Source organism: Arthrobacter sp. MDT2-16, from assembly GCF_054510925.1.
Map to the genome: position 1 here is coordinate 1 of NZ_JBTNDP010000009.1, position 23,077 is coordinate 23,077.

A 23,077-nucleotide genomic window follows, 5' to 3' on the forward strand; every position below is an offset into this window, starting at 1 on the left:
TCAACAAACTTGGCACACTATTGAGTTCTCAAACAACAGCAGCTACCGGCACCAAACACAACCAAACCGTCATGTCCTCGCTCCGAAGCAACTTCACAAGCCTACCCCCGCAACCCCGATCCCGCAAATCCGCTCCCCGGCCCCACCACCGGACAAAACCAGCAGCACAACCGACCAACAAACCCACAGAACAGACGACGAACCCCGAGCCACCACCGGAACCATGCACAGCACGCAACCGAAGAACTCGAATCTTCATCAAGGGGGGATTGTCACCCACACCGGGGCAACTCCATAACTATACGAGCACCCCACCACGAGAACCAAATCGGCTCGGGGCCCTTCCCCCCACAGGGCGGTGTGGGGCATGGACGACGGGAGCCGGCACACCCGCTCGGGGGTGTGCCGACTCCCGTCGTCGCCGGGCAGGAGGTCCTCAGCCGACGTCGACCATCGCGAGGTTGCGCTTGCCACGGCGGATCAGGAGGTAGCGGCCGTGGAGCAGATCATCGACGGCGACGGCGTGGTCCGCGTCGGCGATCTTCGCGTTGTTGACGTAGGCCCCGCCCTCCGCGACGGTGCGCCGGGCTGCGGAGTTGCTGGCGGACAGGCCCGATGCGACCAGCAGGTCGACGATCCCCAGCCCGTCCCTCGTGACCGCGACCGACGACAGTTCCGCCGTCGCTGCCTGGAGGGTCGGGAGGTCGAGGGCTCCGAGGTCGCCCTGACCGAAGAGGGCGGCCGACGCGGCGATGACCTTCTCGGTCGCGTCGACCCCGTGCACGAGGGAGGTGACGTCGTAGGCCAGTGCGCGCTGCGCCGCCCGCTCGTGGGGCCGTTCCGCCGTCGCGCGCTCGAGCTCCTCGATCTCCTCCCGGCTACGGAAGGTGAAGATGCGCAGGCGCTCGGCGACATCGGCGTCCGAGGTGTTCAGCCAGAACTGGAACATGGCGTACGGGCTCGTCATCGCGGCGTCGAGCCAGATCGCGTTGCCCTCGCTCTTGCCGAACTTCGTGCCGTCCGAGTTCGTGATCAGCGGCGTACCGATCGCGTGCACACCCGTGCCCTCGACCTTGCGCACCAGGTCCGTGCCGCTGGTGAGGTTCCCCCACTGGTCCGAGCCGCCGGTCTGCAGGACACAGCCGTAGTCACGGAACAGCTGCAGGTAGTCCATGCCCTGCAGGATCTGGTAGCTGAACTCGGTGTAGCTGATGCCCTCGTCGGAGTTCAGGCGCTTGGCGACGGTCTCCTTCTTGACCATGGTGCCCACGCGGAAGTACTTGCCGACATCGCGCAGGAAGTCGATGACGCTCATCGGACCGGTCCAGTCGAGGTTGTTCACCATTCTGGCGGCACCGTCCCCTTCGAAGTCGAGGAACCTCTGCACCTGCCCCTGGAGGGACGCCACCCACTCGGCGACGGTCTCCTTGGTGTTCATGGTGCGCTCGGCCGTCGGCCGCGGATCGCCGACGAGACCGGTGGACCCGCCCACCAGCCCCAGGGGCCGGTGACCGGCGAGCTGCAGCCGGCGCATCAGGAGGAGCTGCACGAGGTTGCCCAGGTGCAGGCTGGGCGCCGTCGGGTCGAACCCGCAGTAGAACGTGATCGGAGCACCCGCCAGCAGCTCCCTCAGCTCACCCTCATCGGTGGACACGTGGACCAGCCCGCGCCACACCAGCTCGTCATAGACGTTGCCGAACGAGGGATCGTTGCGCTGGCCTCGGAGGCCACTGACCGGGGTATCTGTTTGCTGGGACACCCCTCCAAATTATCAGTCGGCGATACCCGCAGGAATCCGGCCCGTCGAGATGACGCGGAGCCGCTGGGTGGGGCGCGTCATGGCGACGTAGAGATCACCGACGCGCGCCGTCGCGGAATCGAGCATCTCGTGCGGTTCGAGGATGACGACGCCGTCGAACTCCAGTCCCTTCGACTCCCGGGGTCCGATCACCACGATGTCCTGGCCCGGACCGCCCGCACCGGAGCCCACGCGGCTGCCGTACACGGGAACCAGTGCCGCGCGGACCTCCGGCACGAGGTGCTCGGGGGCGATGACGGCGAGCAGGCCGCCGTCGATCGCCGCGAGCTCCTCGGGCATCGCGCGCACGAGGGACGGTACGAGCTCCCGGACGGTATCGAGGACGGGCGGGAAGCGGCCCTCGCGCACGGCCTTGGGCGCGGAGACGACGAGCCCCGCGGCGTTCGCCATGCGCACCGCGGCCTCGGCGATCTGCGAGGGCGTGCGGTAGTTGACCGTCAGCTCCTCCAGCTGCCAGCGCTCACCCACGAACGGCTCGAGCGCCTGCTGCCAGGACCTCGAGCCGGCCGCGGAGCTCGTCTGCGCGATGTCGCCCACGATGGTGAACGACTTCACGGGACAGCGTCGCATCAGCAGGCGCCACTGCATCGCCGAGAGCTCCTGCGCCTCGTCGACGACGATGTGCCCGTACGCCCACGTGCGGTCGCCGGACGCGCGCTCGGCCGCGGATAGGCGGGTGGTGGACACCGCGTTGTGCTGGGCGAGCTCCTCGGCCGTGAGGACACCGTTCACGCCCGCGTCCTCCAGCGAGGCGTTGACGTTCTCGAGGGCCCGCTCGGCATTGGCGAGGTCCCGCTTCTGCTCCTGTTCACGCGCGGAGCTGTCCCTGCCGGCCGACGCGTCGAGCTCACCGAGCAGTTCGGCGGCCTCGTCCAGCAGGGGCACGTCCGCCTCGGTCCACGGAGCATCGGCGGGCCGGGCGAGCACGGCGAGTTCGTCATCGGTCAGATCGGGCGCCGCCGCCCGCAGCAGCTCGGGCCGCGCGAACAGTTCCGAGACGAGCTTCTGGGGCGTGAGGGGCATCCAGGCGAGGTTCAGCGCGATCCTCACGTCCCGGGAACTGCGGACGTCCTCGGCGAGGTAGGACCGGTCGGCGTTGTTGCCTCCGCCCGATGATTCCTCGAGCTTGTCCAGCAGCTGCTCGGTGAGCTCCCTCAGGAGGATCTTGACGAAGGTGACGCGTGCCTCGTTGTGGGGCTTGCCGGTGGCACGGGCGCGCTCACGGGCGCGCGCCACCTGGCGGGGCGCGAGCGTCAGCAGGGTTCCCTCGACATTGAGCCGCTTGTCCTCGGCGGGTACCCGCTCCCGGTTGGCGACGGCGTTCCGGATGACCTGCGCCATCTCCAGCCGGCCCTTGAGTGCTGCGGCCTCCTCGCTGGTCTCCTGCACCGTGGACACACCGGGCATCAGCGTGCCGATGCCGGCCATGACCACGCCGGTCTCCCCGAGGGACGGCAGCACGCGCTCGATGTACTTCATGAAGGCGTCGGTCGGCCCGACCAGCAGCACGCCGGCGGACTTCAGCCGCTCCCGGTGGGTGTAGAGCAGGTAGGCGGCACGGTGGAGGGCCACGGCCGTCTTGCCGGTGCCCGGTCCGCCCTGGACCACGGTGACCCCGGGGAGCGGGGCGCGGATGATGCGGTCCTGCTCGGCCTGGATGGTGCCGACGATGTCCGACATCTGGCCGGTACGCCGTGTGTTCAGGGCGGCGAGCAGGGCGCCCTCGCCCTGCAGGGAGTCGTCGTCGCCGAGCAGGTCCGCGTCGAGGACGTCGTCCTCGATGGCGACGACGTCACGCCGGGACAGGATGAGGTGGCGGCGTCGGCGGACGCCCATGCGTTCGAAGGCCGTGGCCTGGTAGAACGTGCCCGCCTCGGGGGCGCGCCAGTCCACCATGAGCTGCCGGAGGTCGTCGTCGGAGAGTCCGATGCGGCCGATGTACCGCTCGTCGCCGCTGTCGAGGTCCAGGCGCCCGAAGACGAGCCGGTCGTCGACGGCGTTCAGCTGGGCCAGACGGTCCTCGTACATCGTGGCGAAGGCATCCCGCTCGGAGCGGTTCTGGTGCGACCCGGCCGCCTGCGTGCGCCGGACCTCGGCGAGCTGCTGGACCTTCTCGGCACGGAGTTCGTCGAGACGGCGGTACAGGCCGTCGACGTAGCGGCGCTCGTGGTCCAGCTCCGCCTTGGCGTGGGACGTCTCGTGCATCGGACACTACCTTCCTTCAAAGACGGACCAACAATTCTAGCGCGCCGCGGATCACACGGTCTTCAGTGTGTGGACCCTCCGGCCCGTCAGGCTCGTCCGGCCTTCCAGACCGCCGAGCTCGAGCACCACCCCGGCGCCGACGACGACGGCTCCCGCCCTTTCGAGCAACGCGCATGCCGCGACGAGCGTTCCACCCGTGGCGAGGACGTCGTCGAGCACCAGGACCCGCGCACCCTCGGGCAGGTCGGCCTGGTGGATCTCGAGCGTCGCCTGCCCGTACTCGAGGTCGTAGGACTCGCTGTAGACGGCGCGGGGCAGCTTGCCCGCCTTGCGCACGGTGACGACGCCGGTACCGGTCGCGTAGGCGACGGCGGCGGCGAGGAGGAAGCCCCGGGCCTCGACGCCGGCCACGGCGTCGAACGATCCGGCGAAGGGTTCGGAGACGGCGTCGACGACGGCCCGGAAGGCCTCGGCGTCGGAGAGGACGGGGGTGAGGTCACGGAACATGATGCCCGGGGACGGGAAGTCGGGGACGACGGCGCACAGCCGGTCGATGGCGTCCGTGGCGCGCGCCGCGAGCCGGGATGGTCCTGCTGCTGTGGCCGGGGTACCGCCGGCGTCCGCTCCGCTGATTGTCACGCATCAACACTACGGGCTGCGGGGGGCTTGCCGGGACGGTAGCGCGAGACCGTCGGATCCCCCGGCAGCCAGAAGCGCCACGGGTACTCCGCTGTCCCGCCGACACCGCTCACACCGACGCGCGGCCCGCGGCCGATCACCGCCGGCGCCGAATCCGGCAGCACGAGGCGGAAGGGCTCCCCGAGGACGTCGGCGCCGTCGCACCGACGGTCGAGACCCAGCGCCTGCGCGAGCCGCGCCGGCCCCCGGGCGAGGTCCAGTTCCGATGCGGGATGGTTGCGCCGAGCACGGGCGATCGCGGTGCCCCCGACGATCTCCCCCGCGCGCAGCAGCACACCTGTGGCCCACCCCTCGGTCCCGCACACGATGTTGGCGCAGTAGTGCATCCCGTAGGTGAAGTAGACGTAGAGGTGACCCGCCGGGCCGAACATCGTCGCGTTCCGCGCGGTCCTCCCACGGAACGCATGCGAGCCGGGGTCGTCGGGGCCGAGGTACGCCTCCACCTCGGAGATGCGTACGGTGACCTCGCCGTCGTCGTCCCTGTGGCTCAGGTGGGCTCCGAGGAGCCGGGGTGCGACGTCGAGGGCACTGCCGCCCAGCTGGTCCCGCATGTCCCCTGCCGTCACGCTTCGATCCGCCACCCATCGACCGTAGCAAGACCGCCTGGACGACGTCCCGCAGCGATGTCCGAAACCCGCCAGTTGCCGCCCGTGCCGGGTGGAAGGATGGAGCCATGGACTTCTGGCAGCAGTACCGGGCGATCGACGCCCGTGACGTGCGCTTCGACGGTCAGTTCGTCACCGCCGTCTCGAGCACGGGCATCTACTGCCGGCCATCCTGCCCCGCACGCACCCCGAAACCCTCCAATGTCACCTTCTACCGGACGTCGGCCGCCGCGCACGAGGCCGGTTACCGCGCCTGCAAGAGGTGCCTGCCCGAGGCCGTCCCGGGCGACCCGGAGTGGAACCTCCGCAGCGACGCCGCTGCCCGTGCCATGCGGCTCATCGCCGACGGCGAGGTGGACCGGTCGGGGGTGGCCGGCCTCGCGGCCCGGCTCGGCTACTCGACCCGCCACCTCAACCGCATCCTTCGGGACGAACTGGGCGCGGGTGCGCTCGCGCTGGCCCGCGCGCACCGCGCCCAGACGGCCCGGACCCTGCTCACCGCCTCGACCCTGCGGGTCGCGGACGTGGCCTTCGCCGCCGGTTTCGGCAGCGTCCGCCAGTTCAACGACACGGTGCAGCAGGTCTTCGACCTCACGCCGAGGCAGCTGCGGGACGCGTCGCGACAGCAGCGCGACGGCGTCGCCGGCGGGTCCCCCGGCGGCCCCCTCCGGATCTCCCTGTTCCTGCCCACGCGGCTGCCCTACGACAACGGCATCTTCGGCTTCCTCGCGGCGCGGGCGGTCGACGGGGTCGAACGGGCGACACCCGCCGGCTACGAGCGGCTCGTGGACCTGCCCGCCGGTCCGGCCTGGTTCAGGGCGGGCATCGCCGAGTCGCGCGGCACGGGGCAGGGCGCCCTGCCCGTGACGGTCTCGGTCGCAGGACTCGCCGACCTCCCGGCGCTGCTGAGCCGCATCCGGCGGCTGTTCGATCTCGACGCCGATCCGGTGGCCATCGATGCCGCCCTGGCGCGGAACGCGTTCCTCGCCAGGGCGGCCACCGCCGTGCCCGGCATGCGGCTCCCCGGCTCGGTCGACCCCGCCGAGACGCTCGTCCGGGCGATCGCCGGTCAGCAGGTGACCGTCGCCGCCGCGACCAGGGCGCTGGGAACCCTCGCGCAGGCCGGCCCGGCGATCGATGCTCCTGGCACCGGCCTCTCCAGGATGTTCCCGGCCGTAGCGCATCTCGCGGACGCGCCCGGGCCGCTGCTGCCCGGACCGCGACGGCGCGACGACGCCCTGCGGGAGGCGGCACGGCAGCTGGCCTCCGGCACCCTCGAGATCGGCGTGGGCTCCAGCCCCGAGGCGTTGCGGGGCGACCTGCTGCGGCTTCCCGGAGTGGGTCCGTGGACGGCGGACTACGTCACCATGCGCGTCCTCGGCCACCCCGACGTCCATCTGCCCACCGATGCCGCCGTCCGCAGCGGCTGGCGATACCTCGTGACACGCGGTGCCGGCCCGCCGGGCGCCCGCGGCGGACCGCCGGGCGCTTCGCTCGACGAGGCGGTGGCCGCCGTCCGTCCCTGGCGCTCGTACGCGACCCTGCACCTCTGGAGGGCCGCCGCACCGGGCGCCCGCCGGCGAACCGGCGAGGAACTGCCTGACATCGTCGCCTGACCCGGCACCCCGTACCCTGTGACCATCGAAGGGATCGACCGCCATGACCGCAACACCGACCTCGCCGGCGACGCTGCACGGCGCCACCACCACCACCATCGACACGCCGGACGGGGCCTTCACCGTGATCGAGGCCGAAGGCGCCGTGCTGTCCTCGGGGTGGACGGATTCCGCCTCCGAGCTCACGGGGCAGATCCATCCGAGCATCCGCGGCCACCGCTTCGATCCCGGCGCCTCCTCCCTCCGGCCGATCCTCGATGCCGTGTCCCGCTACTACGACGGCGATTTCGACGCCGTCGCGTCGGTGCGGGTGCAGCAGGCCTCGGGCCCCTTCCGGGTGCACGCGTGGGAGGTCCTGCGCACGGTGCAACCGGGTGCGCCCGTCACCTATCGCCAGTACGCCGAGCGGGCGGGCAATCCCGCCGCGGTCCGTGCCGCCGCCGCTGCGTGCGCCAGGAACGCCGCCGCCCTCTTCGTCCCCTGCCACAGGATCATCAGGACGGACGGCACGCTCGGCGGGTTCCGCTGGGGACTGCCCGTCAAGCAGCGGCTGCTCGACCGCGAAGCGGGCCGCCCGGTCAGCCCCTGACCCTTCCGTCCAGGGCCGGCCGGGCCTGACCTCAGGCGTGGGCGACGAGCCGCTGGCGGGCAGCCATGTCGCGGTAGAGGTCGCTGCTGCCCAGGAGCTCCTCGTGCGTGCCGATCGCCGCGACCCGGCCGCGGTCGAGAACCACGATCTGGTCGAAGTCGGCGATCGTCGAGAGGCGGTGGGCCACGACCACCACCGTGCGATCACGCGAGGCCTCCCCCAGCGTCTGCTGGAGGAGCTGCTCGGTCCGGGAGTCGACGGCCGACGTCGGCTCGTCCATCAGGAGCAGGGGACGATCGGCGAGGATCACGCGCGCCCAGGCCAGGCGCTGCCGCTGGCCGCCGGAGAGCCGGATACCGTCCTCCCCCAGGTTGAGGTGCAGGCCGTCGTCCGAGCGTTCCCCGAGGTCGTCGAGTCCGACGGCGGCGAGCACCTGCCGGAGCTGGTCGTCGGTCGCCTCTGGTGCTGCCAGCCGGAGATTGTCCGCGAGGGTCCCGCTGAGCACGGGCGCCTCCTGCTCCACGAGACCGATGCGCGCACGGATCCCGGACCGCGGCAGCTGCGGCAACGGCGTGCCGTCGAGCGTGATGCTGCCGCCCGTCGGTTCGTAGAACCGCTCGAGCAGGGCCAGCACGGTGGACTTGCCGGCGCCCGACGGCCCGACGAGCGCCGTCCTGCTGCCCGCGGCGACGGTGAAACTGACGCCGTCCAGGACCAGCGGGCTGTCGCCCTCGAACAGGCCCTGGTCCCCTGCCGCATCCGGTGATGCGGTCCGTCCCTGCTGATCGCGTGCCTCGTCGGTGGGCTCGTCGGTCGTGACCGGTGCGGCGCCACGGGGCGCCTCCTCCGCCACGGCGTACCTGAAACTCACGTCCCGGAGTTCGATCGTTCCGCTGGGGACCGCCCGTGCCGCCGTCGGGGACGACGGACCCGACGCGGCGGCCCCGGTGGAGGGGCCGGCCGTGAGGATCTCCGCCTCGTCCGAGCGCTCGGGGTCGAGCCGGGCGATCTCCTGGATGCGGTCCAGCGCCGCGAGCCCGGACTGGATCTGCACGAAGGCGCTCATGGCCTCCCCGATGGGTACGACGAGCAGGAACAGGTACAGGATGAACGCGATGAGGTCACCGAGGAGCAGCTCCCCCGCCGCGACCCTGATGCCACCCACCGTGAGCACCACGATGAAGGCACCCTGGATGCAGATCGTCATGATCGGCTGCACGGCCGCCTGGAGGCGCGCCATGGCGATCCCGGCCCGGTAGGCGCGGGTGGCCTCGACATCGATGACCGCGGCTTCGCGCTGCTCGGCGACGGAGGCCTTGATGGTCCGGATGCCCGACAGTCCCCGTTCGACGGCTGCGGTCATCGAACCCACCGCGTCCTGCACGTCCCGGCTCCGCTTGCGGATGATGCGGCCGAGGAACAGGACGCCGCCCGCACCCAGCAGCACGGCGGACAGGGTGATCCCGAACAGCAACGGATCGATCAGCAGCATCAGGACGACGGCCGCGCAGAACATGAGGACGGAGGACACGATCTCGAACAGGCCGGACGTGATGACGCTGCGCATCAGGGTGGTGTCCGAGCCGACGCGGGAGATGAGATCGCCGACGCGACGCCGGTCGAACTCACGGATCGGCAGGGCCAGCAACTGCCCCACCAGCGACCGCCGGACGCTGAGCACCACGGACTCGGCGGTCCTCTGGAGGAGATAGGCCTGGGCAGCCGCCACCACGGCGCCGGCCAGGGTGACGGCGACGAGCAGCCAGACGAACGTCGTGGCCGGCCGGCTCGCCGACACGGCGTTGACCAGCTGCTGGACCATGAGCGGCTGGGCGATCGCGAGTCCCGTGGAGATCAGGGAGACGACGGCGACCAGCACGAGCACGCGGACGTGTCCCCGCAGGTAGGGGAAGAATTCCCTGAGCGTGGCGCGCTGATCGGTGGGCTGCATGCACACACACTGCGCCGGGCACCGCGGCCTGTCAAAGGACTTCGCGGCGGGCGTAGCGGGGTCCTGCATCCTGGTTCGGGGTGGCGTCCAGCGGCCGGCGCCCGGGCGGGGTAGACGATCAGCTGTCCGGTTTCTCCGCCTGCGGGGACGTGGTGTCACCGCTGTCGTGGTTCTCCGTACCCTGCCCGTCGTGGACCCGCTTCAGTGAGATGCCCTCGAGGAAGGCGGGTACGGGAGGGTCCTTCTCCTCGTCGGATGTCATGCACGACATCCTACGGACGGTGGCCTCGTTCCTCGTCCCCGTGGGGTTCTCCGGATCCTCGGGGTGCAGGTCCGTGACCGGCCTACCGCGCGCGATGGATGAGGGTGTGAAGGACGGCCGATCCGGTCGCGGTCCGCTGCGTGGTCGGGCGCCGGGACCTGTCGTAGGCGGCCAGAGCGCGATCCACGTGGTCGTGCGCTTGGAGCTCGCCCACGAGGGACAGCGCGTCGAGGATCGCCTCGTTCGCGCCGCGCCCGAGGTCCGGTGTCATGGCATGGGCGGCATCCCCGATGAGCGCCGTGTTTCCCAGGTGGTACCGCGGCAGCCTCCGCGCCAGGTGCTGGATCGCATGCCGCAGGATGCTTTCCTCATCGATGCGGGCAATCGTGGCGCCCACCGCCCCGTCCCAGTGCCCGAACAGCCTCCGAAGCTCGTCGAGGTGTGGCTGCGGCGACGCCCGCCCGGCAGGCACCACCGTTGCCGTCGCGTACCAGTTCGTCCCCCCGCCCGGCCTGCTACTGATACCGAAGCGGCGTCGCTGGCCCCAGTATTCGGTCAGGCCCGACGTCGTCACGGCCGCCGTCCCGCGCCACACGGTGGTGCCGACTGCTGTTGCGGAGTAGGCAGGACCGAACAAGGCGTGACGCAGGGTGCTGTGGAGACCGTCGGCTCCGACGACCAGGGCGGCCTCCGCCCGCGCACCGGGGAGGTCGCCTCCCGCCAGAGGGCGACCGAGGACGAGTGCGTTCTCCGGCAGCGAGTCGCGGAGCAGGCCGACGAGGTCCGATCGCTCGATCAGCACGGAGCCGGATGGGGCCCGGGAAGGGGAGATGGGCCGAGCTCTGCGCGTACGGAGTTGAAGGCCTGAGAGCGGGACGGCCAGGGCCTCGAGACCGGGGCCGATGCCGAGGGATCCGAGCCCCCGCACTGTCGCCCGGTGCAGCAGGACCGCCGTCCCGGAGGTGCGTACCTCCGGCTCCTGCTCCAGGACCGTCACCGACCATCCCGCACGGTGCAGCCCGAGCGCGGCGGTGAGCCCCGCGATCCCCGCACCCACGACCGTCGCCCTCGCCATGCCGCGACGGTACCACCGACCGGGAGTGTGCCCGGACCCGGCACGCGCTCCGGATCCATGCCTCGGAGTCCCCGTCGTCAGCGGTGGCCCTCGCGGCCGGTCGGCGACGACTCGTCGCGTCGGACCGATCGGTGTGCGGCCCCGGAAGGAGCCGCACACCGATCGGTATCAGTCCGTGGCGTACCCCGCGACGCCGTCGAGCTCGGCGCGCAGGGCGGCGAGCTGACGCCTCACGGCGGTCGGGGCGGTGCCGCCCTGCGCGTCGCGGCTGGCCAGGGACCCCTCGACGGTCAGGACCTCGCGGACCGCGGGCGTGAGGTGCGCGGAGATCCCTGCGAACTCCTCGTCCGTCAGGTCCCACAGCTCCACGCCGCGCTGTTCGGCGACGCGGACCGCAGCACCGGAGAGCTCGTGGGCCTCGCGGAACGGGACACCCTGCCGGACGAGCCACTCGGCGATGTCGGTGGCCAGGGCGAATCCCTGGGGTGCCAGCGCCGCCATCCGTCCGGTGTCGAAGACGAGCGTCGCGATCATGCCGAAGACCGCGGGCAGGAGGACCTCGAGGGTGTCGACGGCGTCGAACACCGGCTCCTTGTCCTCCTGGAGATCGCGGTTGTAGGCGAGCGGCAGACCCTTGAGCGTCGCGAGCAGACCCGTCAGGTCCCCGATCAGCCGGCCGGCCTTGCCGCGGGCGAGTTCGGCGACGTCCGGGTTCTTCTTCTGCGGCATGATCGAGGAGCCCGTGGAGAAGGCGTCGTCGAGCGTGACGAAGGAGAACTCCTTCGTGGCCCAGAGGATGATCTCCTCGCTCACGCGGGACAGGTCGACACCGATCATGGCCGTCACCCAGGCGAACTCCGCGTAGACGTCACGCGAAGCGGTGCCGTCGATCGAGTTGTGGGTCGCGGAGAAGAAACCGAGATCCGCGGCCACCGCCTCGGGGTCGAGGCCCAGCGACGAGCCGGCCAGCGCGCCGGACCCGTAGGGCGAGACACCGGCGCGCCGGTCCCAGTCCTGCAGCCGCTGCACGTCGCGCAGCAGCGCCCAGGCATGGGCCAGCAGGTGGTGGCTGAGCAGGACGGGCTGCGCGTGCTGCAGGTGGGTCCGCCCGGGCATCGGCACCTCGAGGTGTGCCTCCGCCTGGTCGACGAGCGCGCCGATCGTCGCGAGGACGCCGCGGGCGATGATCCTCGCGTGGTCCCGCAGGTACATGCGCCCGAGCGTTGCCACCTGGTCGTTGCGGGAGCGTCCGGCCCTCAGTCTCCCGCCGAGCGCCGGACCGGCGCGCTCGATGAGGCCGCGCTCGAGGGATCCGTGCACGTCCTCGTCGCTCTCCGCGGGCAGGTAGGCCCCCGATCGCACGTCGGCGTCGAGGCGGTCCAGGGCGTCGATCATCCCGGCCAGCTCGGTGTCGTCGAGCAGGCCGGCCCGGCGGAGCACGCGGGCGTGGGCTCGGGAGCCCTCGATGTCGTAGGTGGCCAGCCGCCAGTCGAAGTGTGTGGACTTGCTGAGGGCCGCGAGGGCGTCGGCGGGGCCGCCGGCGAAGCGGCCGCCCCACAGCGAGCCCTCATTCGTCCCCGAGCGCTCCCCTACCTCGCTCCGCTCGGCCGGGGACCCCTGCGCACGTGGGCCCACCGAACGCCCCCCTACCTCGCTCCGCTCGGCCGGGGACCCCTGCGCACGTGGGACCATCAGGCGCCCGCCCGCTGGTCCCGGCTCGAGGCCACCTTGGAGGACAGGCCGAAGATCTCGATGAAGCCGCGGGCCATCGACTGGTCGAAGGTGTCGCCGGAGTCGTAGGTGGCGAGGTTGAAGTCGTAGAGCGCGACGTCGGAGCGGCGGCCCGTGACCGTCGCGCGGCCACCGTGGAGGTCCATGCGGATGTCGCCGGTGACGTACTTCTGCGTGTCGTCGACGAAGGTGTCGAGCGAGCGCTTCAGCGGGGAGAACCACTGGCCGTCGTAGACCAGCTCGGTCCAGCGCTGGTCGACGGTCTTCTTGAAGCGGGCCTGCTCGCGCTCGATGGTCACGTTCTCGAGTTCGCGGTGGGCGGCGATGAGGGCCATGGCGCCGGGGGCCTCGTAGATCTCGCGGCTCTTGATGCCCACGAGGCGGTCCTCGACGATGTCGATGCGGCCGATGCCCTGGGCACCCGCGCGGCGGTTGAGCTCCTCGATGGCCTGCAGCGGGGTGACGGCGTGACCGTCGATCGCCACGGGGATGCCCTCCCTGAAGGAGATGGTGACCTCGTCCGCGGCGGGCGGGAACTCGGGCGACGCCGTGTAGTCGTAGACGTCCTTGGTGGGACCGTTCCAGATGTCCTCGAGGAAGCCCGTCTCGACGGCCCGGCCCCACACGTTCTGGTCGATGGAGAACGGGTTCTTCTTCGTGGTCTCGATGGGCAGGCCCTTCTCCTCGGCGAAGGCGATGGCCTTGTCGCGGGTCAGGGCGAGGTCGCGCACCGGGGCGATGCACTTCAGGTCGGGGCCGAGGGTCTGGATGCCCACCTCGAAGCGCACCTGGTCGTTGCCCTTGCCGGTGCAGCCGTGGGACACGGTCGTGGCGCCGAACTCGCGCGCCGCGGCGACGAGGTGCTTGACGATGACGGGGCGCGACAGCGCCGAGACGAGCGGGTACGCGTCCATGTAGAGGGCGTTCGCCTTCAGGGCCGGCATGCAGTACTCGGTGGCGAACTCCTCGCGGGCGTCGGCGACGTACGCCTCGACGGCGCCGCAGCCGAGGGCACGCTGGCGGATGGTCTCGAGCGACTCGCCGCCCTGTCCGACGTCGACGGCCACGGCGATCACCTCGGCTCCGGTGGCTTCGGCGATCCAGCCGATGGCGACGGAGGTGTCGAGTCCGCCCGAGTAGGCGAGGACGATGCGTTCAGTCACGGGAAATGCTCCTTCGATGGTCCGGGCGGGCGCCCGTGGGGTCTGTAGGTGTTCAGGTTTTCATGGCGCGGCCGTCCGGCGCAGGTCGAACACCGCCGCGCAGGCGTCAGGTGGGTTCGGCGGGTCCCTGCGGCTCCTGCGCGAGTCCGAGGAAACGTTCGGCGACGGCGGCACCGCCGTCGGCGTCCCGGCTCACGAGCATCACGGTGTCGTCCCCGGCGATGGTCCCGAGGATCGTCGGCATCACCGAGTGGTCGATGGCCAGGGCGAGGAAGTTCGCCGCGCCCGGCGGCGTGCGCAGGATGACGATGTTGCCCGAGGACTCGGCCGTCACGAGAAGCTCGTTGCAGAGCTTCGCGAGGCGGGCGTCGAGGATCTCCTGGGAGACGGCGCTCTGGACGTGACGCCCTCCCCCCTCGACCGGGACCGCGTAGATCAGGGCGCCGTCGGCCCCGCGGACGCGGACGACGCCGAGCTCCACGAGGTCCCGCGAGAGCGTCCCCTGGTTCACCTGCACGCCGTCGGCGGCGAGCAGCGCCGCGAGCTCGACCTGCGAGCGCACCGATCGGGCCGTCAGCAGGTCGGTGATCCGGGCATGACGGGCGGTCTTCGTGGTGGGGCGGGCGGAATCGCGCTGGACGGTCACGACGGTCCCTCGGCCGTGCCCGGCGTTCCCGACGCCGCGACGAGCCAGGTCATGAGTGCCTTCTGGGCGTGGAGCCGGTTCTCCGCCTCGTCCCAGACGATCGACTGGGGGCCGTCGATCACGTCCGCGCTGATCTCGTACCCGCGGTAGGCGGGCAGGCAGTGGAGCACGACGGCGTCGGGCGCGGCGAGGGCCAGGGCCGCGGCGTCGACGGCGTAGGCGCGGAAGAGGTCCTTCCGTGCCGCCTTCTCGTCCTCCTGGCCCATGGACACCCACGTGTCCGTGGCGACGACGTCGGCGCCGGCGAGCGCGGCGGCGGGGTCAGTGGTCACGAGGACCGACCCCCCGGTTTCGGCGGCCCGCTGCTCCGCCGCGGCCACCACCGCGGGGTCGGGGAGGTAGCCGGCGGGACCTGCGATGCGCACGTGCATGCCGGCCGTCGTCCCGGCCAGGAGGTAGGAGTTGGCCATGTTGTTGGCGCTGTCACCCAGATAGGTCATGGTCAGGCCGGTGAGGGTCCCCTTGTGCTCGCGGACGGTGAGGAGGTCCGCCAGCAGCTGGCACGGGTGGTAGTCGTCGGAGAGGGCGTTGATGACCGGGACGCTTGAGGCAGCGGCCATCTCCTCGAGGCCCGCCTGGGCGTAGGTGCGCCAGACGATCGTGGCGACCATGCGCTCCAGCACCTTCGCGGTGTCGGTGATGGACTCCTTGTGCCCGAGCTGGGAGTCGCCGGCCCCGATGATGAGCGGCACTCCGCCGAGGTCGGCGATGCCCGCGGCGAAGGACACCCGGGTGCGGGTGGAGGTCTTGTCGAAGATCACGGCGACGGTCCTGCGACCGGCACCCTCGCCGGCGTAGGGGGCGTGGGAGTAGGGGCTGGCCTTGAGCTCCGCGGCGAGCTCGAGGACCTCGGCCTGCTCGGCGGGTGTCAGGTCCGTGTCGACGAGGAAGTGGCGGGTCATGCTGTTGCCTCCCGGGCGGTCGTCAGGATGGAGGGCAGGGCTTCCAGGAAGGTCGCGGCCTGCCCGGTGGTGAGGATCAGCGGCGGCGCCAGGCGGAGGGTGGCCGGACCGGTCGCATTGATGATGAAGCCTGCGGTGAGTGCCGCCTGGACCGCGGCGGGTGCGTACCCGCCGTCGAGGTCGAACCCGATGAGCAGCCCCTCCCCCCGCACGGCCGTGACGCCCTGCAGCCCGGAGAGGTGCTCCCGCAGGTAGGCGCCGACGTCGGAGACGTGCTGCAGCGCCCCGGTTGTCTCCAGCACGTGGAGCGTGGCGAGTCCTGCCGCCGTCGCCACCGGGTTGCCGCCGAAGGTGGTGCCGTGCTGGCCGGCGGAGATCAGCGTCGAGGCGTCCTCCCCGAAGGTGACGAGCGCACCGACCGGGAACCCGCCCCCGAGGCCCTTGGCGAGGGTCATGGCGTCCGGGAGGACGCCGTCGACCCACTGGTGCGCGAACCAGCGGCCCGTCCGCGCGATCCCCGTCTGCACCTCGTCGAGGATCAGCAGGGCACCGTGCTCGCGGGTGAGCGCGCGGGCGGCGCTGAGGTACTCCGGCGAGAGCGGTCGCACGCCGGCCTCACCCTGGATGGGTTCGAGGACCAGGGCGGCCACCGTCTCGTCCATGGCGGCCCTGAGGGCGTCGACGTCGTCGAAGGGCACGTGCTCGACGCCGCCCGGGAGCGGTTCGAACGGCTCCCGGTAGGCCTTCTTCGAGGTGAGGGCGAGGGCGCCCATCGTCCTGCCGTGGAAGGCGCCGTCGAGGGCGAGGATCCGGTGCCGCTGCGGCGTGCTGTTGCGGCGCGCCAGCTTCACGGCGGCCTCGAGGGCCTCGGCGCCGGAGTTGGTGAAGAACACGCGCGAACCGGCGGGGGCCTGCGCGAGCCCCAGCAGCTTCTCGGCGAGCGCCACCTGTGTGGGGCTCGTGAAGAAGTTCGAGATGTGGCCGAGGGTGGCGAGCTGGCTGGAGACGACCGAGGTGACGAACGGGTGCGCGTGCCCCAGGGCATTGACCGCGATCCCGCCGAGGAGGTCGAGGTACTCGTTGCCGTCGGCATCCCACACGTAGCACCCCGACCCGCGGACGAGCACGCGCTGCGGTGTCCCGAAGACACCCATCAGCGCCTCCCCGTAGCGCGCGAGCCAGTCGGCGCCCGACCCTGCTCCGGCGAGGACCTCGGCGCTGTCCGTCGTCGGGGCGACGGCGGCGTGCCGGCCCGTGGCTGCTGCGACGATCTCGTTCACGGGCGTGCTCCCTGGGGTGCGGTGTCCTGCGTGGGGTGGTCCGGGACGATCTGCGTGCCGATCCCCGCCGTGGTGAAGACCTCGAGCAGCATCGAATGCGACAGGCGGCCGTCCACGATGTGTGCCCGTTCGACGCCGGCCTCGACGGCCTGGAGGCAGGCGGTCATCTTGGGGATCATCCCCGACTCCAGGCTCGGCAGGAGCTCACGGAGCTCCGACGCGGCAAGTGAGGAGATCAGGGAGGTGCGGTCCGGCCAGGCGGCGTACAGCCCCTCGACGTCGGTCAGGATCACGAGCTTGGAGGCACCGAGCGCTGCGGCGAGCGCGGCGGCCGCGGTGTCGGCGTTGACGTTGAGCACCTGCTGCGTGGCCTCCCCGTCGGCGTCGTACTCCGGGGCGACGGTGGAGATGACCGGGATCCGCCCGGCCTGCAGGATGTCGAGGATAGCACCGGGGTGCACGGCGGTCACCTCGCCGACCAGGCCGAGGTCCACGGGCTCGCCGTCGACGACGGTGCCGGTGCGGACGGCGCGGAGCAGGCCGCCGTCCTCGCCCGAGAGCCCGACGGCGTAGGGCCCGTGCGCGTTGATCAGGCCCACGAGTTCGCGGCCCACCTGCCCGGTGAGGACCATCCGCACCACGTCCATCGCCTCGGGCGTGGTCACGCGGAGTCCGCCCTTGAACTCGGACTCGATGCCGAGCTTCCCGAGCATGGCGTTGATCTGCGGCCCACCGCCGTGCACGACGACGGGACGGACGCCGACATGGTGGAGGAAGACGATGTCGTCGGCGAAGGCCCGTCGCATGGCGTCGTCCACCATGGCGTTGCCACCGTACTTGATGACCATCGTGGTGCCCGCGAACCGCTGGATCCAGGGCAGTGCCTCCATGAGCGTGGCCGCCTTGTCCTGCGCCCTCAGGGTGGAGGCCGACGGCGTCGTGCCGGTGGTGCTGTCCATCGTGTCTCCCGTCAGCTCGAGTAGGCGGAGTTCTCGTGCACGTACTCGTGCGTGAGGTCGTTGGTCCAGATCGTGGCGCTCGCGGGCCCGGCGGCGAGGTCGATCTCCACGGTGACGTCGCGTGCGGTGAGGTCCACGAGGTCGCGGGGGTCCCCGATCCCGCCGTTCCGGCAGATCTGCACGCCGTTCATCGCGACGTTGAGCCGGTCGGGCTCGAACACGGCGTCGGTGGTGCCGACGGCCGCGAGCACCCGGCCCCAGTTCGGGTCGTTGCCGAAGATCGCGGTCTTGAAGAGGTTGGAGCGGGCGACGGCGCGGCTGACCACCTCGGCGTCGCGCTCGGAGGCGGCGTTCACGGTCGTGACCGCGATGGTGTGGCTCGCTCCCTCGGCGTCCTGGATGAGCTGCGCGGCGAGGTCGAGGCACACCTGCGTGAGGGCCGCGGTGAACTGGGCCTGGTCCGGGGCGATGCCCGCGGCGCCGGAGGCGAGCAGGACCACGGTGTCGTTGGTCGACATGCAGCCGTCCGCGTCGGTCCGGTCGAAGCTCACGCGCGTGGCCTCCCGCAGGGCGGCGTCGAGGGCCCCGGGGTCCAGGGCGGCGTCGGTGGTCAGGACCACGAGCATGGTGGCGAGGCCCGGCGCGAGCATGCCGGCGCCCTTGGCCATGCCGCCGATGGCGTAGCCCTCGCTCGCGGAGTCGGCGGTGGCCGGATAGCGCGCCTCCTTCGACACGGTGTCCGTGGTCCTGATCGCCTCGGCCGCGGCGGGCCCCCCGCCTCTGCCGAGGGCCCCGGCGGCGTCGGTCACCCCGGCGAGGAGCCGGTCCATGGGCAGCTGCTCCCCTATGAGCCCGGTGGAGCACACGAAGACGTCGGTGGCCGAGGCGCCGAGCAGGTCGGCGGTCACCTCGGCCGTCCGGTGCGTGTTCTGGAAGCCCTCGGGTCCGGTGCAGGCGTTCGCTCCGCCGGAGTTCAGGACGACGGCGTCGACGCGCCCGTCGGTGACCACCTGCCGTGACCAGAGCACGGGGGCCGCGGCCACGCGGTTCGAGGTGAACACGGCTGCCGCGTTGTGCAGCGGGCCGTCGTTGACGACGAGGGCGACGTCGGGCTTGCCGGTGATCTTGAGGCCCGCGGCGACGCCGGCGGCCCGGAACCCGCCCGGATAGGTGATGCTCACGGTGCGATCCCCTGGATGGTCAGGCCCGCGGTCTCGTCGAGTCCGAGAGCGATGTTCATGGACTGCACGGCGCCGCCGGCGGTCCCCTTGGTGAGGTTGTCGATGGCGCTGCTGACGATCACGCGGCCTGCGTGGGCGTCGAAGGCGAGCTGCAGCGCAGCGTGGTTCGATCCCAGGACGGACTTCGTTGCAGGCCACTGCCCCTCCGGCAGGACGCGGACGAACGGCTCGTCCACGTAGGCGGCCTCCCATGCCTCGCGCAGCTGCGCATACCCGACACCGGGCTTCACGCGCGCCGTCGCCGTCGTCAGGATGCCGCGGGCCATGGGCGCGAGGGTCGGGGTGAAGGACAGGGAGACGGGCTCACCGGCCGCGAGACCGAGACCCTGCTCCATCTCGGGCGTGTGGCGGTGGCCGCCGCCCACGCCGTAGGGGCTCATGCCGCCCATGACCTCGGAGCCGATCAGGTTCGGCTTGGCGGCCTTACCCGCACCGGAGGTACCGGACGCTGACACGACGACGACGTCGTCGGGCTCGAGGAGCCCCGCCGCGAAGCCCGGCGTGAGGGCGAGCAGCACGCTCGTGGGGTAGCAGCCCGGGACGGCGATGCGCCGCGCGCCCGCCAGGTCCGCCCGGGTGCCGGGGAGTTCGGGCAACCCGTACGGCCAGGTACCGGCGTGGGACGAGCCGTAGAACTTCTCCCAGGCGGCGGGGTCGTGCAGCCGGTGGTCGGCCCCGGCGTCGATGACGAGGGTGTCGGGTGAGAGCTGTGCGGCGATGCCGGCGCTGGCCCCGTGCGGAAGGGCGAGGAAGACGACGTCGTGCCCGGCGAGCACCTCCGGCGTGGTGTCCTGGAGGACGCGGTCGGCCAGGGAGTGCAGGTGGGGCTGAAGCTCGCCGAGGAGCGACCCGGCGTTGCTGTGGGCCGTGATCGCCCCGATCTCGATGTCCGGATGGTTGGCGAGCAGGCGCAGGAGTTCCCCTCCGGCGTAGCCACTGGCGCCGGATACGGCTGCGGTGAACGTCATACGACCCACTCTACAGCAACTCCATGCATGCCATCACATACTTATGCACGCCGCCGTGGCTCCGGAGAACCGCTCGGTCTTCCTCCGGCAGCTGTTCGGTCTCGACGGGCGCGTGGCACTCGTGACCGGAGGAAGCTCGGGTATCGGCAAGGCCCTCGCCCTCGCCCTCGCGCTCGCGGGAGCGGGTGCACACGTGCTCGTCGCTGCACGGTCTGCCGCGGCGATCGATGCCGCCGTCGAGGAGATACACGGAGCAGGGGGCTCCGGTGCCGGCATCGTCGCGGACCTGTCGACGCGCGAGGGGGCTCATGTGCTCGCCGACACCGCCGGCCGGGTGGACATCCTGGTGAATTCGGCCGGCATCAACCTCCGCCCGCCGTTGCCCGACCTCGATGAGGCCACCTGGGATGCGACCATGCGCGTGAATCTCGAGGCGCCCTTCATCCTGGGCCGGCGCCTCGCACCGGGCATGGCCGACCGCGGTTTCGGACGGCTGATCCACATCAGCTCCCAGCAGGCGCACCGTCCCTTCGCGTCGAGCGGCGCCTACGGGGTGTCGAAAGCGGGCATCCAGGGCCTGGCCCGATCGCAGTCCGAGACCTGGGCGCCGCACGCTGTCACGGCGAACGTCCTGGTGCCCGGGTTCGTGCGGACTCCCCTGAACAGGCGGCTCAGTGCGAACCCGGCCACCGTCGAGGCCCTGGCGAGACGCACGCTCATCGGGCGGAACGGTGTGCCGGAGGACTTCGCAGGAGCAGCCGTCTTCCTGCCCGGCGCGGCGTCGGCCTACGTCGTGGGACAGTCGCTCGCCGTCGACGGCGGCTTCTGGGTGCACTGAGTCCCGGGGAGGGGCGGCCGACGCCGGCCGGTCGCGCTCCCCGCGACGGCCGACCACAGGGCGGTCCTCGGACGGACGCACACCGGGAATAGCATGAGGACACGCCACCGAAAGGATCAGCACCATGCCCTCAGCTATCGTCGTCCGCCAGTCCGGCGGACCAGAGGTCCTCACGCTCGAGACCAGCGGACGCCCCGCACCCGGACCCGGCCAGCTCCTCGTGAAGGTCGCGGCCGCCGGCGTCAACTTCATCGAGACCTACCAGCGCAGCGGTGCCTACGCCGTCGAGCACCCCTTCACGCCCGGGGCCGAAGCGGCCGGCACCGTGGAGGCGCTGGGCGACGGCGTCACGGCATTCGAGCCGGGTGACCGGATCGCGTTCGCCGAGGGCAAGGCCACCTACGCGGAGTACGCGCTCGTGGACGCGGACCGCGCCCTGCCGGTGCCCGACGGCGTCGACCTCGAGACAGCGGCCGCCCTCCCCCTCCAGGGGATGACCGCCCACTACCTGATCAACTCGACCTTCCCCGTGGGCGCCGAGCACACGCTCCTCGTCCACGCGGGTGCCGGCGGCGTGGGCCTGCTGCTGATCCAGCTGCTCAAAGCGAAGGGCGCGCGCGTGATCACCACGGTGTCCACCGCGGAGAAGGAGGACCTGGCGCGCGGTGCCGGCGCCGACGAGGTCCTGCGCTATGAGGGCTTCGCCGACGCGGTACGGACCCTGACCGACGGGACGGGCGTGGACGCGGTGTTCGACGGTGTCGGCGCGGCGACGTTCGACGAGTCGCTGCGGTCGCTCCGCGTCCGGGGCACGCTGGTGCTCTACGGCGCGGCGTCCGGGGCGGTACCGCCCTTCGACCCGCAGCGCCTGAACAGCGGGGGCTCCCTGTTCGTCACCCGTCCGACGCTCGTGCACTACCTGCTCTCCCCCGAGGAACGGCGCTGGCGGTCGGAGGAGCTGTTCGGCGCTGTCGCCTCGGGACAGCTCGACGTGAGGATCGGCGCCCGGTACCCGTTGGCCGACGCAGCCCGGGCGCACGAGGACCTGCAGGCGCGCCGGACCACCGGAAAGGTGCTCCTGATCCCCTGATCCCCTGATGCCCGGTTCGTGGGGCAGGGTGCGCGGTCACTTCCAGTACGCCTCGAGGCAGGCCTCGGGTCCGGTCCGGTAACCGCCGCCGGACGTTCCGAGGAGGAAGGCCGCGCGCCTGTCCCGCGCCGTGCCGTGACCGGCTCCGGGCTGCGGCACTCCCATCGCCGCCACGGATGAGAAGGCCCTGTCGACGGCGCTCCCGTCCAGATACCGGGGCGCGTACTGCGTGGCCATCCACGTACCGGCGAGGCAGTCGGCGATCAGCTCCCTGTTGGCTCCGGTGAATGCGGGGATCGGGTCGGCGAACTTCTCGAACCAGTGGAGTGCTAGCTCGTGCTGGATGTGGTGGCCGAATTCGTGGGCGAGCACCAGGGCCACGGCGAGGTCGCCGTCACCTCCTGTGGAGCGGTCGCCGCTCCACAGGCGCAGGAGTGTCGTCAGGGGCAGGACGATCATGCCGTTGTCGGAGTCGCTCGTGGCGGAGGGGCCTTCCGGATCGGCAGGATCGCGCGGATCGGCGGGGCAGTAGTAGGCGTTGGGGTGGTCGTGCTCCACCGTGAGGCGGTGCGTACTGCCGGGAGCCGCACAGTGCGAGGGGTGGGTCCTTTCCGACGGGATGAGGGTGTAGTACACCTCGGGTCCCCCGAGTCCGTTCTCCTCGAACCAGGCGACCCAGGCCGCATCGAGCGCCCGGAGCACGGCGAGGAGGTAGGCGCGTACCTGGCCGGTGGCCGCGGGGTACCGGATGCCGCTGGGCGGCGCAGCGCCTCCCTGCAGGGCCGGGTCCATCTGGCGCAGGCAGGACGTGCCGGGCGGCGGGTCGCACCCGTGGATACCGGGCGCCGGTCCGGTCTCAGGCGGTTGGACCCTCGACGTCGGAGGGCCAGGGAAGGACGGGGCCCATCGTCCGGGGATCCGGTCCTCCCCCGCCGGTCCGGATCCGCTGGGGAAGGACCGGGACGTCGGCGGAGGCGCCTCCGGAACGCTCGTTCGGACCGGCAGCGGGGTACATGAGGTGGCCAGCCAGAGGACCGCCACGCAGAGGGCGGCCAGGCGACGGAGTAAACGATGGGTGCCGGACATGGGCGCGGCTTCCGACGGGTCGTACCGGTGCGGGAGGGCCCCCATCGTGCCCGCACCGCAGGTTGTCGAGGGGCAGGGCCGTGCCCTGCCGGAACGCCGCGGCTCCCGCGATGCTGCAGAGGCCAGGAGAGGAGAGCCGAGGTCCGAAGTTGCCGTTCCGGCGGCCGAAGCCGTCGAGGCGACCATTGTATTTCTCCGGATCCCGCCGGGGTCCGTATGTCGCCCATCTCCTGCTACATGACGCCCTCATGACGGACATCCTACGGAGCAACGCCTCGGGCGCCGGTCGGAC

The 23,077-nt window shown here is 71.6% G+C and carries 20 protein-coding genes; 4 read left to right on the top strand and 16 right to left on the bottom strand.

Going from position 1 to position 23,077, the window contains the following annotated elements; all coding sequences use genetic code 11:
• Positions 1 to 436: 436 nt before the first annotated feature.
• The 4 genes from tyrS to ACX80N_RS14875 form a co-directional block, all read right to left on the bottom strand.
• Positions 437 to 1,759 (bottom strand): tyrosine--tRNA ligase, encoded by a 1,323-nt coding sequence (gene tyrS / locus ACX80N_RS14860; protein WP_459340015.1) that lies wholly within the window; start codon positions 1,757 to 1,759, stop codon positions 437 to 439.
• 12 nt (positions 1,760 to 1,771) lie between these two features.
• Complete coding sequence (locus ACX80N_RS14865; protein ID WP_459340016.1) at positions 1,772 to 4,024, bottom strand: HelD family protein; 2,253 nt, start codon at positions 4,022 to 4,024, stop codon at positions 1,772 to 1,774.
• 51 nt (positions 4,025 to 4,075) lie between these two features.
• Positions 4,076 to 4,579: an adenine phosphoribosyltransferase gene (locus ACX80N_RS14870; RefSeq protein ID WP_459340096.1), complete on the bottom strand. Its 504-nt coding sequence runs from the start codon at positions 4,577 to 4,579 to the stop codon at positions 4,076 to 4,078.
• An 80-nt stretch (positions 4,580 to 4,659) separates the two neighbouring features.
• Positions 4,660 to 5,274 (bottom strand): DNA-3-methyladenine glycosylase, encoded by a 615-nt coding sequence (locus tag ACX80N_RS14875; protein WP_459340097.1) that lies wholly within the window; start codon positions 5,272 to 5,274, stop codon positions 4,660 to 4,662.
• A 122-nt stretch (positions 5,275 to 5,396) separates the two neighbouring features.
• On the opposite strand from ACX80N_RS14875, the gene ACX80N_RS14880 reads away from it, so the two are divergent.
• Together ACX80N_RS14880 and ACX80N_RS14885 are read left to right on the top strand one after the other, a co-directional pair.
• Complete coding sequence (locus tag ACX80N_RS14880) at positions 5,397 to 6,944, top strand: DNA-3-methyladenine glycosylase 2 family protein (protein WP_459340017.1); 1,548 nt, start codon at positions 5,397 to 5,399, stop codon at positions 6,942 to 6,944.
• 43 nt (positions 6,945 to 6,987) lie between these two features.
• Positions 6,988 to 7,533: a methylated-DNA--[protein]-cysteine S-methyltransferase gene (locus ACX80N_RS14885; RefSeq protein ID WP_459340018.1), complete on the top strand. Its 546-nt coding sequence runs from the start codon at positions 6,988 to 6,990 to the stop codon at positions 7,531 to 7,533.
• A gap of 31 nt (positions 7,534 to 7,564) precedes the next feature.
• Here the strand turns inward: ACX80N_RS14885 and ACX80N_RS14890 are convergent, their stop codons facing one another.
• The 11 genes from ACX80N_RS14890 to argC form a co-directional block, all read right to left on the bottom strand.
• Positions 7,565 to 9,484 (bottom strand): ABC transporter ATP-binding protein, encoded by a 1,920-nt coding sequence (locus tag ACX80N_RS14890; RefSeq protein WP_459340019.1) that lies wholly within the window; start codon positions 9,482 to 9,484, stop codon positions 7,565 to 7,567.
• A gap of 118 nt (positions 9,485 to 9,602) precedes the next feature.
• Complete coding sequence (locus tag ACX80N_RS14895) at positions 9,603 to 9,746, bottom strand: hypothetical protein (RefSeq protein ID WP_157940208.1); 144 nt, start codon at positions 9,744 to 9,746, stop codon at positions 9,603 to 9,605.
• 82 nt (positions 9,747 to 9,828) lie between these two features.
• Entirely contained in the window at positions 9,829 to 10,821 is a 993-nt protein-coding gene (locus tag ACX80N_RS14900) for an FAD-dependent oxidoreductase (protein WP_459340020.1), read from the bottom strand.
• Between the two features lie 168 nt (positions 10,822 to 10,989).
• Positions 10,990 to 12,513 carry an argininosuccinate lyase gene (gene argH / locus ACX80N_RS14905; protein WP_459340021.1) on the bottom strand — a complete coding sequence of 508 codons (1,524 nt, stop codon included), beginning with the start codon at positions 12,511 to 12,513 and terminating at the stop codon, positions 10,990 to 10,992.
• Positions 12,513 to 13,715 (bottom strand): argininosuccinate synthase, encoded by a 1,203-nt coding sequence (locus tag ACX80N_RS14910; RefSeq protein ID WP_105031615.1) that lies wholly within the window; start codon positions 13,713 to 13,715, stop codon positions 12,513 to 12,515. The genes argH and ACX80N_RS14910 overlap by 1 nt, the downstream gene beginning before the upstream one ends.
• A 106-nt stretch (positions 13,716 to 13,821) precedes the next feature.
• Positions 13,822 to 14,361 (bottom strand): arginine repressor, encoded by a 540-nt coding sequence (locus ACX80N_RS14915; protein WP_105031614.1) that lies wholly within the window; start codon positions 14,359 to 14,361, stop codon positions 13,822 to 13,824.
• Positions 14,358 to 15,323: an ornithine carbamoyltransferase gene (argF, locus tag ACX80N_RS14920; RefSeq protein ID WP_459340022.1), complete on the bottom strand. Its 966-nt coding sequence runs from the start codon at positions 15,321 to 15,323 to the stop codon at positions 14,358 to 14,360. Before argF ends, ACX80N_RS14915 begins: the two co-directional genes overlap by 4 nt.
• Positions 15,320 to 16,603: an acetylornithine transaminase gene (locus tag ACX80N_RS14925; RefSeq protein WP_459340023.1), complete on the bottom strand. Its 1,284-nt coding sequence runs from the start codon at positions 16,601 to 16,603 to the stop codon at positions 15,320 to 15,322. The genes argF and ACX80N_RS14925 overlap by 4 nt, the downstream gene beginning before the upstream one ends.
• A complete protein-coding gene (gene argB / locus ACX80N_RS14930; protein WP_459340024.1) occupies positions 16,600 to 17,562 on the bottom strand; it encodes an acetylglutamate kinase in 963 nt (320 codons plus the stop codon). The genes ACX80N_RS14925 and argB overlap by 4 nt, the downstream gene beginning before the upstream one ends.
• 11 nt (positions 17,563 to 17,573) lie before the next feature.
• Positions 17,574 to 18,743 carry a bifunctional glutamate N-acetyltransferase/amino-acid acetyltransferase ArgJ gene (gene argJ / locus ACX80N_RS14935; protein ID WP_459340025.1) on the bottom strand — a complete coding sequence of 390 codons (1,170 nt, stop codon included), beginning with the start codon at positions 18,741 to 18,743 and terminating at the stop codon, positions 17,574 to 17,576.
• On the bottom strand, positions 18,740 to 19,771 hold the full coding sequence (gene argC, locus ACX80N_RS14940; protein ID WP_105031609.1) for an N-acetyl-gamma-glutamyl-phosphate reductase: 1,032 nt from the start codon (positions 19,769 to 19,771) through the stop codon (positions 18,740 to 18,742). Before argC ends, argJ begins: the two co-directional genes overlap by 4 nt.
• 55 nt (positions 19,772 to 19,826) lie before the next feature.
• Here argC and ACX80N_RS14945 point away from each other — a divergent pair, with 55 nt between their 5' ends.
• Both ACX80N_RS14945 and ACX80N_RS14950 read left to right on the top strand, forming a co-directional pair.
• Positions 19,827 to 20,609 carry an SDR family NAD(P)-dependent oxidoreductase gene (locus tag ACX80N_RS14945; protein ID WP_459340026.1) on the top strand — a complete coding sequence of 261 codons (783 nt, stop codon included), beginning with the start codon at positions 19,827 to 19,829 and terminating at the stop codon, positions 20,607 to 20,609.
• A gap of 124 nt (positions 20,610 to 20,733) precedes the next feature.
• Entirely contained in the window at positions 20,734 to 21,699 is a 966-nt protein-coding gene (locus tag ACX80N_RS14950) for a quinone oxidoreductase family protein (protein WP_459340027.1), read from the top strand.
• 36 nt (positions 21,700 to 21,735) lie between these two features.
• Here the strand turns inward: ACX80N_RS14950 and ACX80N_RS14955 are convergent, their stop codons facing one another.
• Entirely contained in the window at positions 21,736 to 22,491 is a 756-nt protein-coding gene (locus ACX80N_RS14955) for a neutral zinc metallopeptidase (protein ID WP_459340028.1), read from the bottom strand.
• Between the last annotated feature and the right edge of the window lie 586 nt (positions 22,492 to 23,077).

Bases quoted from the DNA above. Each gene is read 5' to 3' on its own strand.
- argF (WP_459340022.1), bottom strand. From the start codon at position 15,323: ATGACCCGCCACTTCCTCGTCGACACGGACCTGACACCCGCCGAGCAG.
- argC (WP_105031609.1), bottom strand. From the start codon at position 19,771: ATGACGTTCACCGCAGCCGTATCCGGCGCCAGTGGCTACGCCGGAGGG.
- ACX80N_RS14950 (WP_459340027.1), top strand. From the start codon at position 20,734: ATGCCCTCAGCTATCGTCGTCCGCCAGTCCGGCGGACCAGAGGTCCTC.
- ACX80N_RS14890 (WP_459340019.1), bottom strand. From the start codon at position 9,484: ATGCAGCCCACCGATCAGCGCGCCACGCTCAGGGAATTCTTCCCCTAC.
- argB (WP_459340024.1), bottom strand. From the start codon at position 17,562: ATGGACAGCACCACCGGCACGACGCCGTCGGCCTCCACCCTGAGGGCG.
- ACX80N_RS14900 (WP_459340020.1), bottom strand. From the start codon at position 10,821: ATGGCGAGGGCGACGGTCGTGGGTGCGGGGATCGCGGGGCTCACCGCC.
- ACX80N_RS14955 (WP_459340028.1), bottom strand. From the start codon at position 22,491: ATGGACCCGGCCCTGCAGGGAGGCGCTGCGCCGCCCAGCGGCATCCGG.
- ACX80N_RS14865 (WP_459340016.1), bottom strand. From the start codon at position 4,024: ATGCACGAGACGTCCCACGCCAAGGCGGAGCTGGACCACGAGCGCCGC.
- ACX80N_RS14895 (WP_157940208.1), bottom strand. From the start codon at position 9,746: ATGACATCCGACGAGGAGAAGGACCCTCCCGTACCCGCCTTCCTCGAG.
- argH (WP_459340021.1), bottom strand. From the start codon at position 12,513: ATGGTCCCACGTGCGCAGGGGTCCCCGGCCGAGCGGAGCGAGGTAGGG.
- ACX80N_RS14885 (WP_459340018.1), top strand. From the start codon at position 6,988: ATGACCGCAACACCGACCTCGCCGGCGACGCTGCACGGCGCCACCACC.
- ACX80N_RS14880 (WP_459340017.1), top strand. From the start codon at position 5,397: ATGGACTTCTGGCAGCAGTACCGGGCGATCGACGCCCGTGACGTGCGC.
- ACX80N_RS14875 (WP_459340097.1), bottom strand. From the start codon at position 5,274: ATGCGGGACCAGCTGGGCGGCAGTGCCCTCGACGTCGCACCCCGGCTC.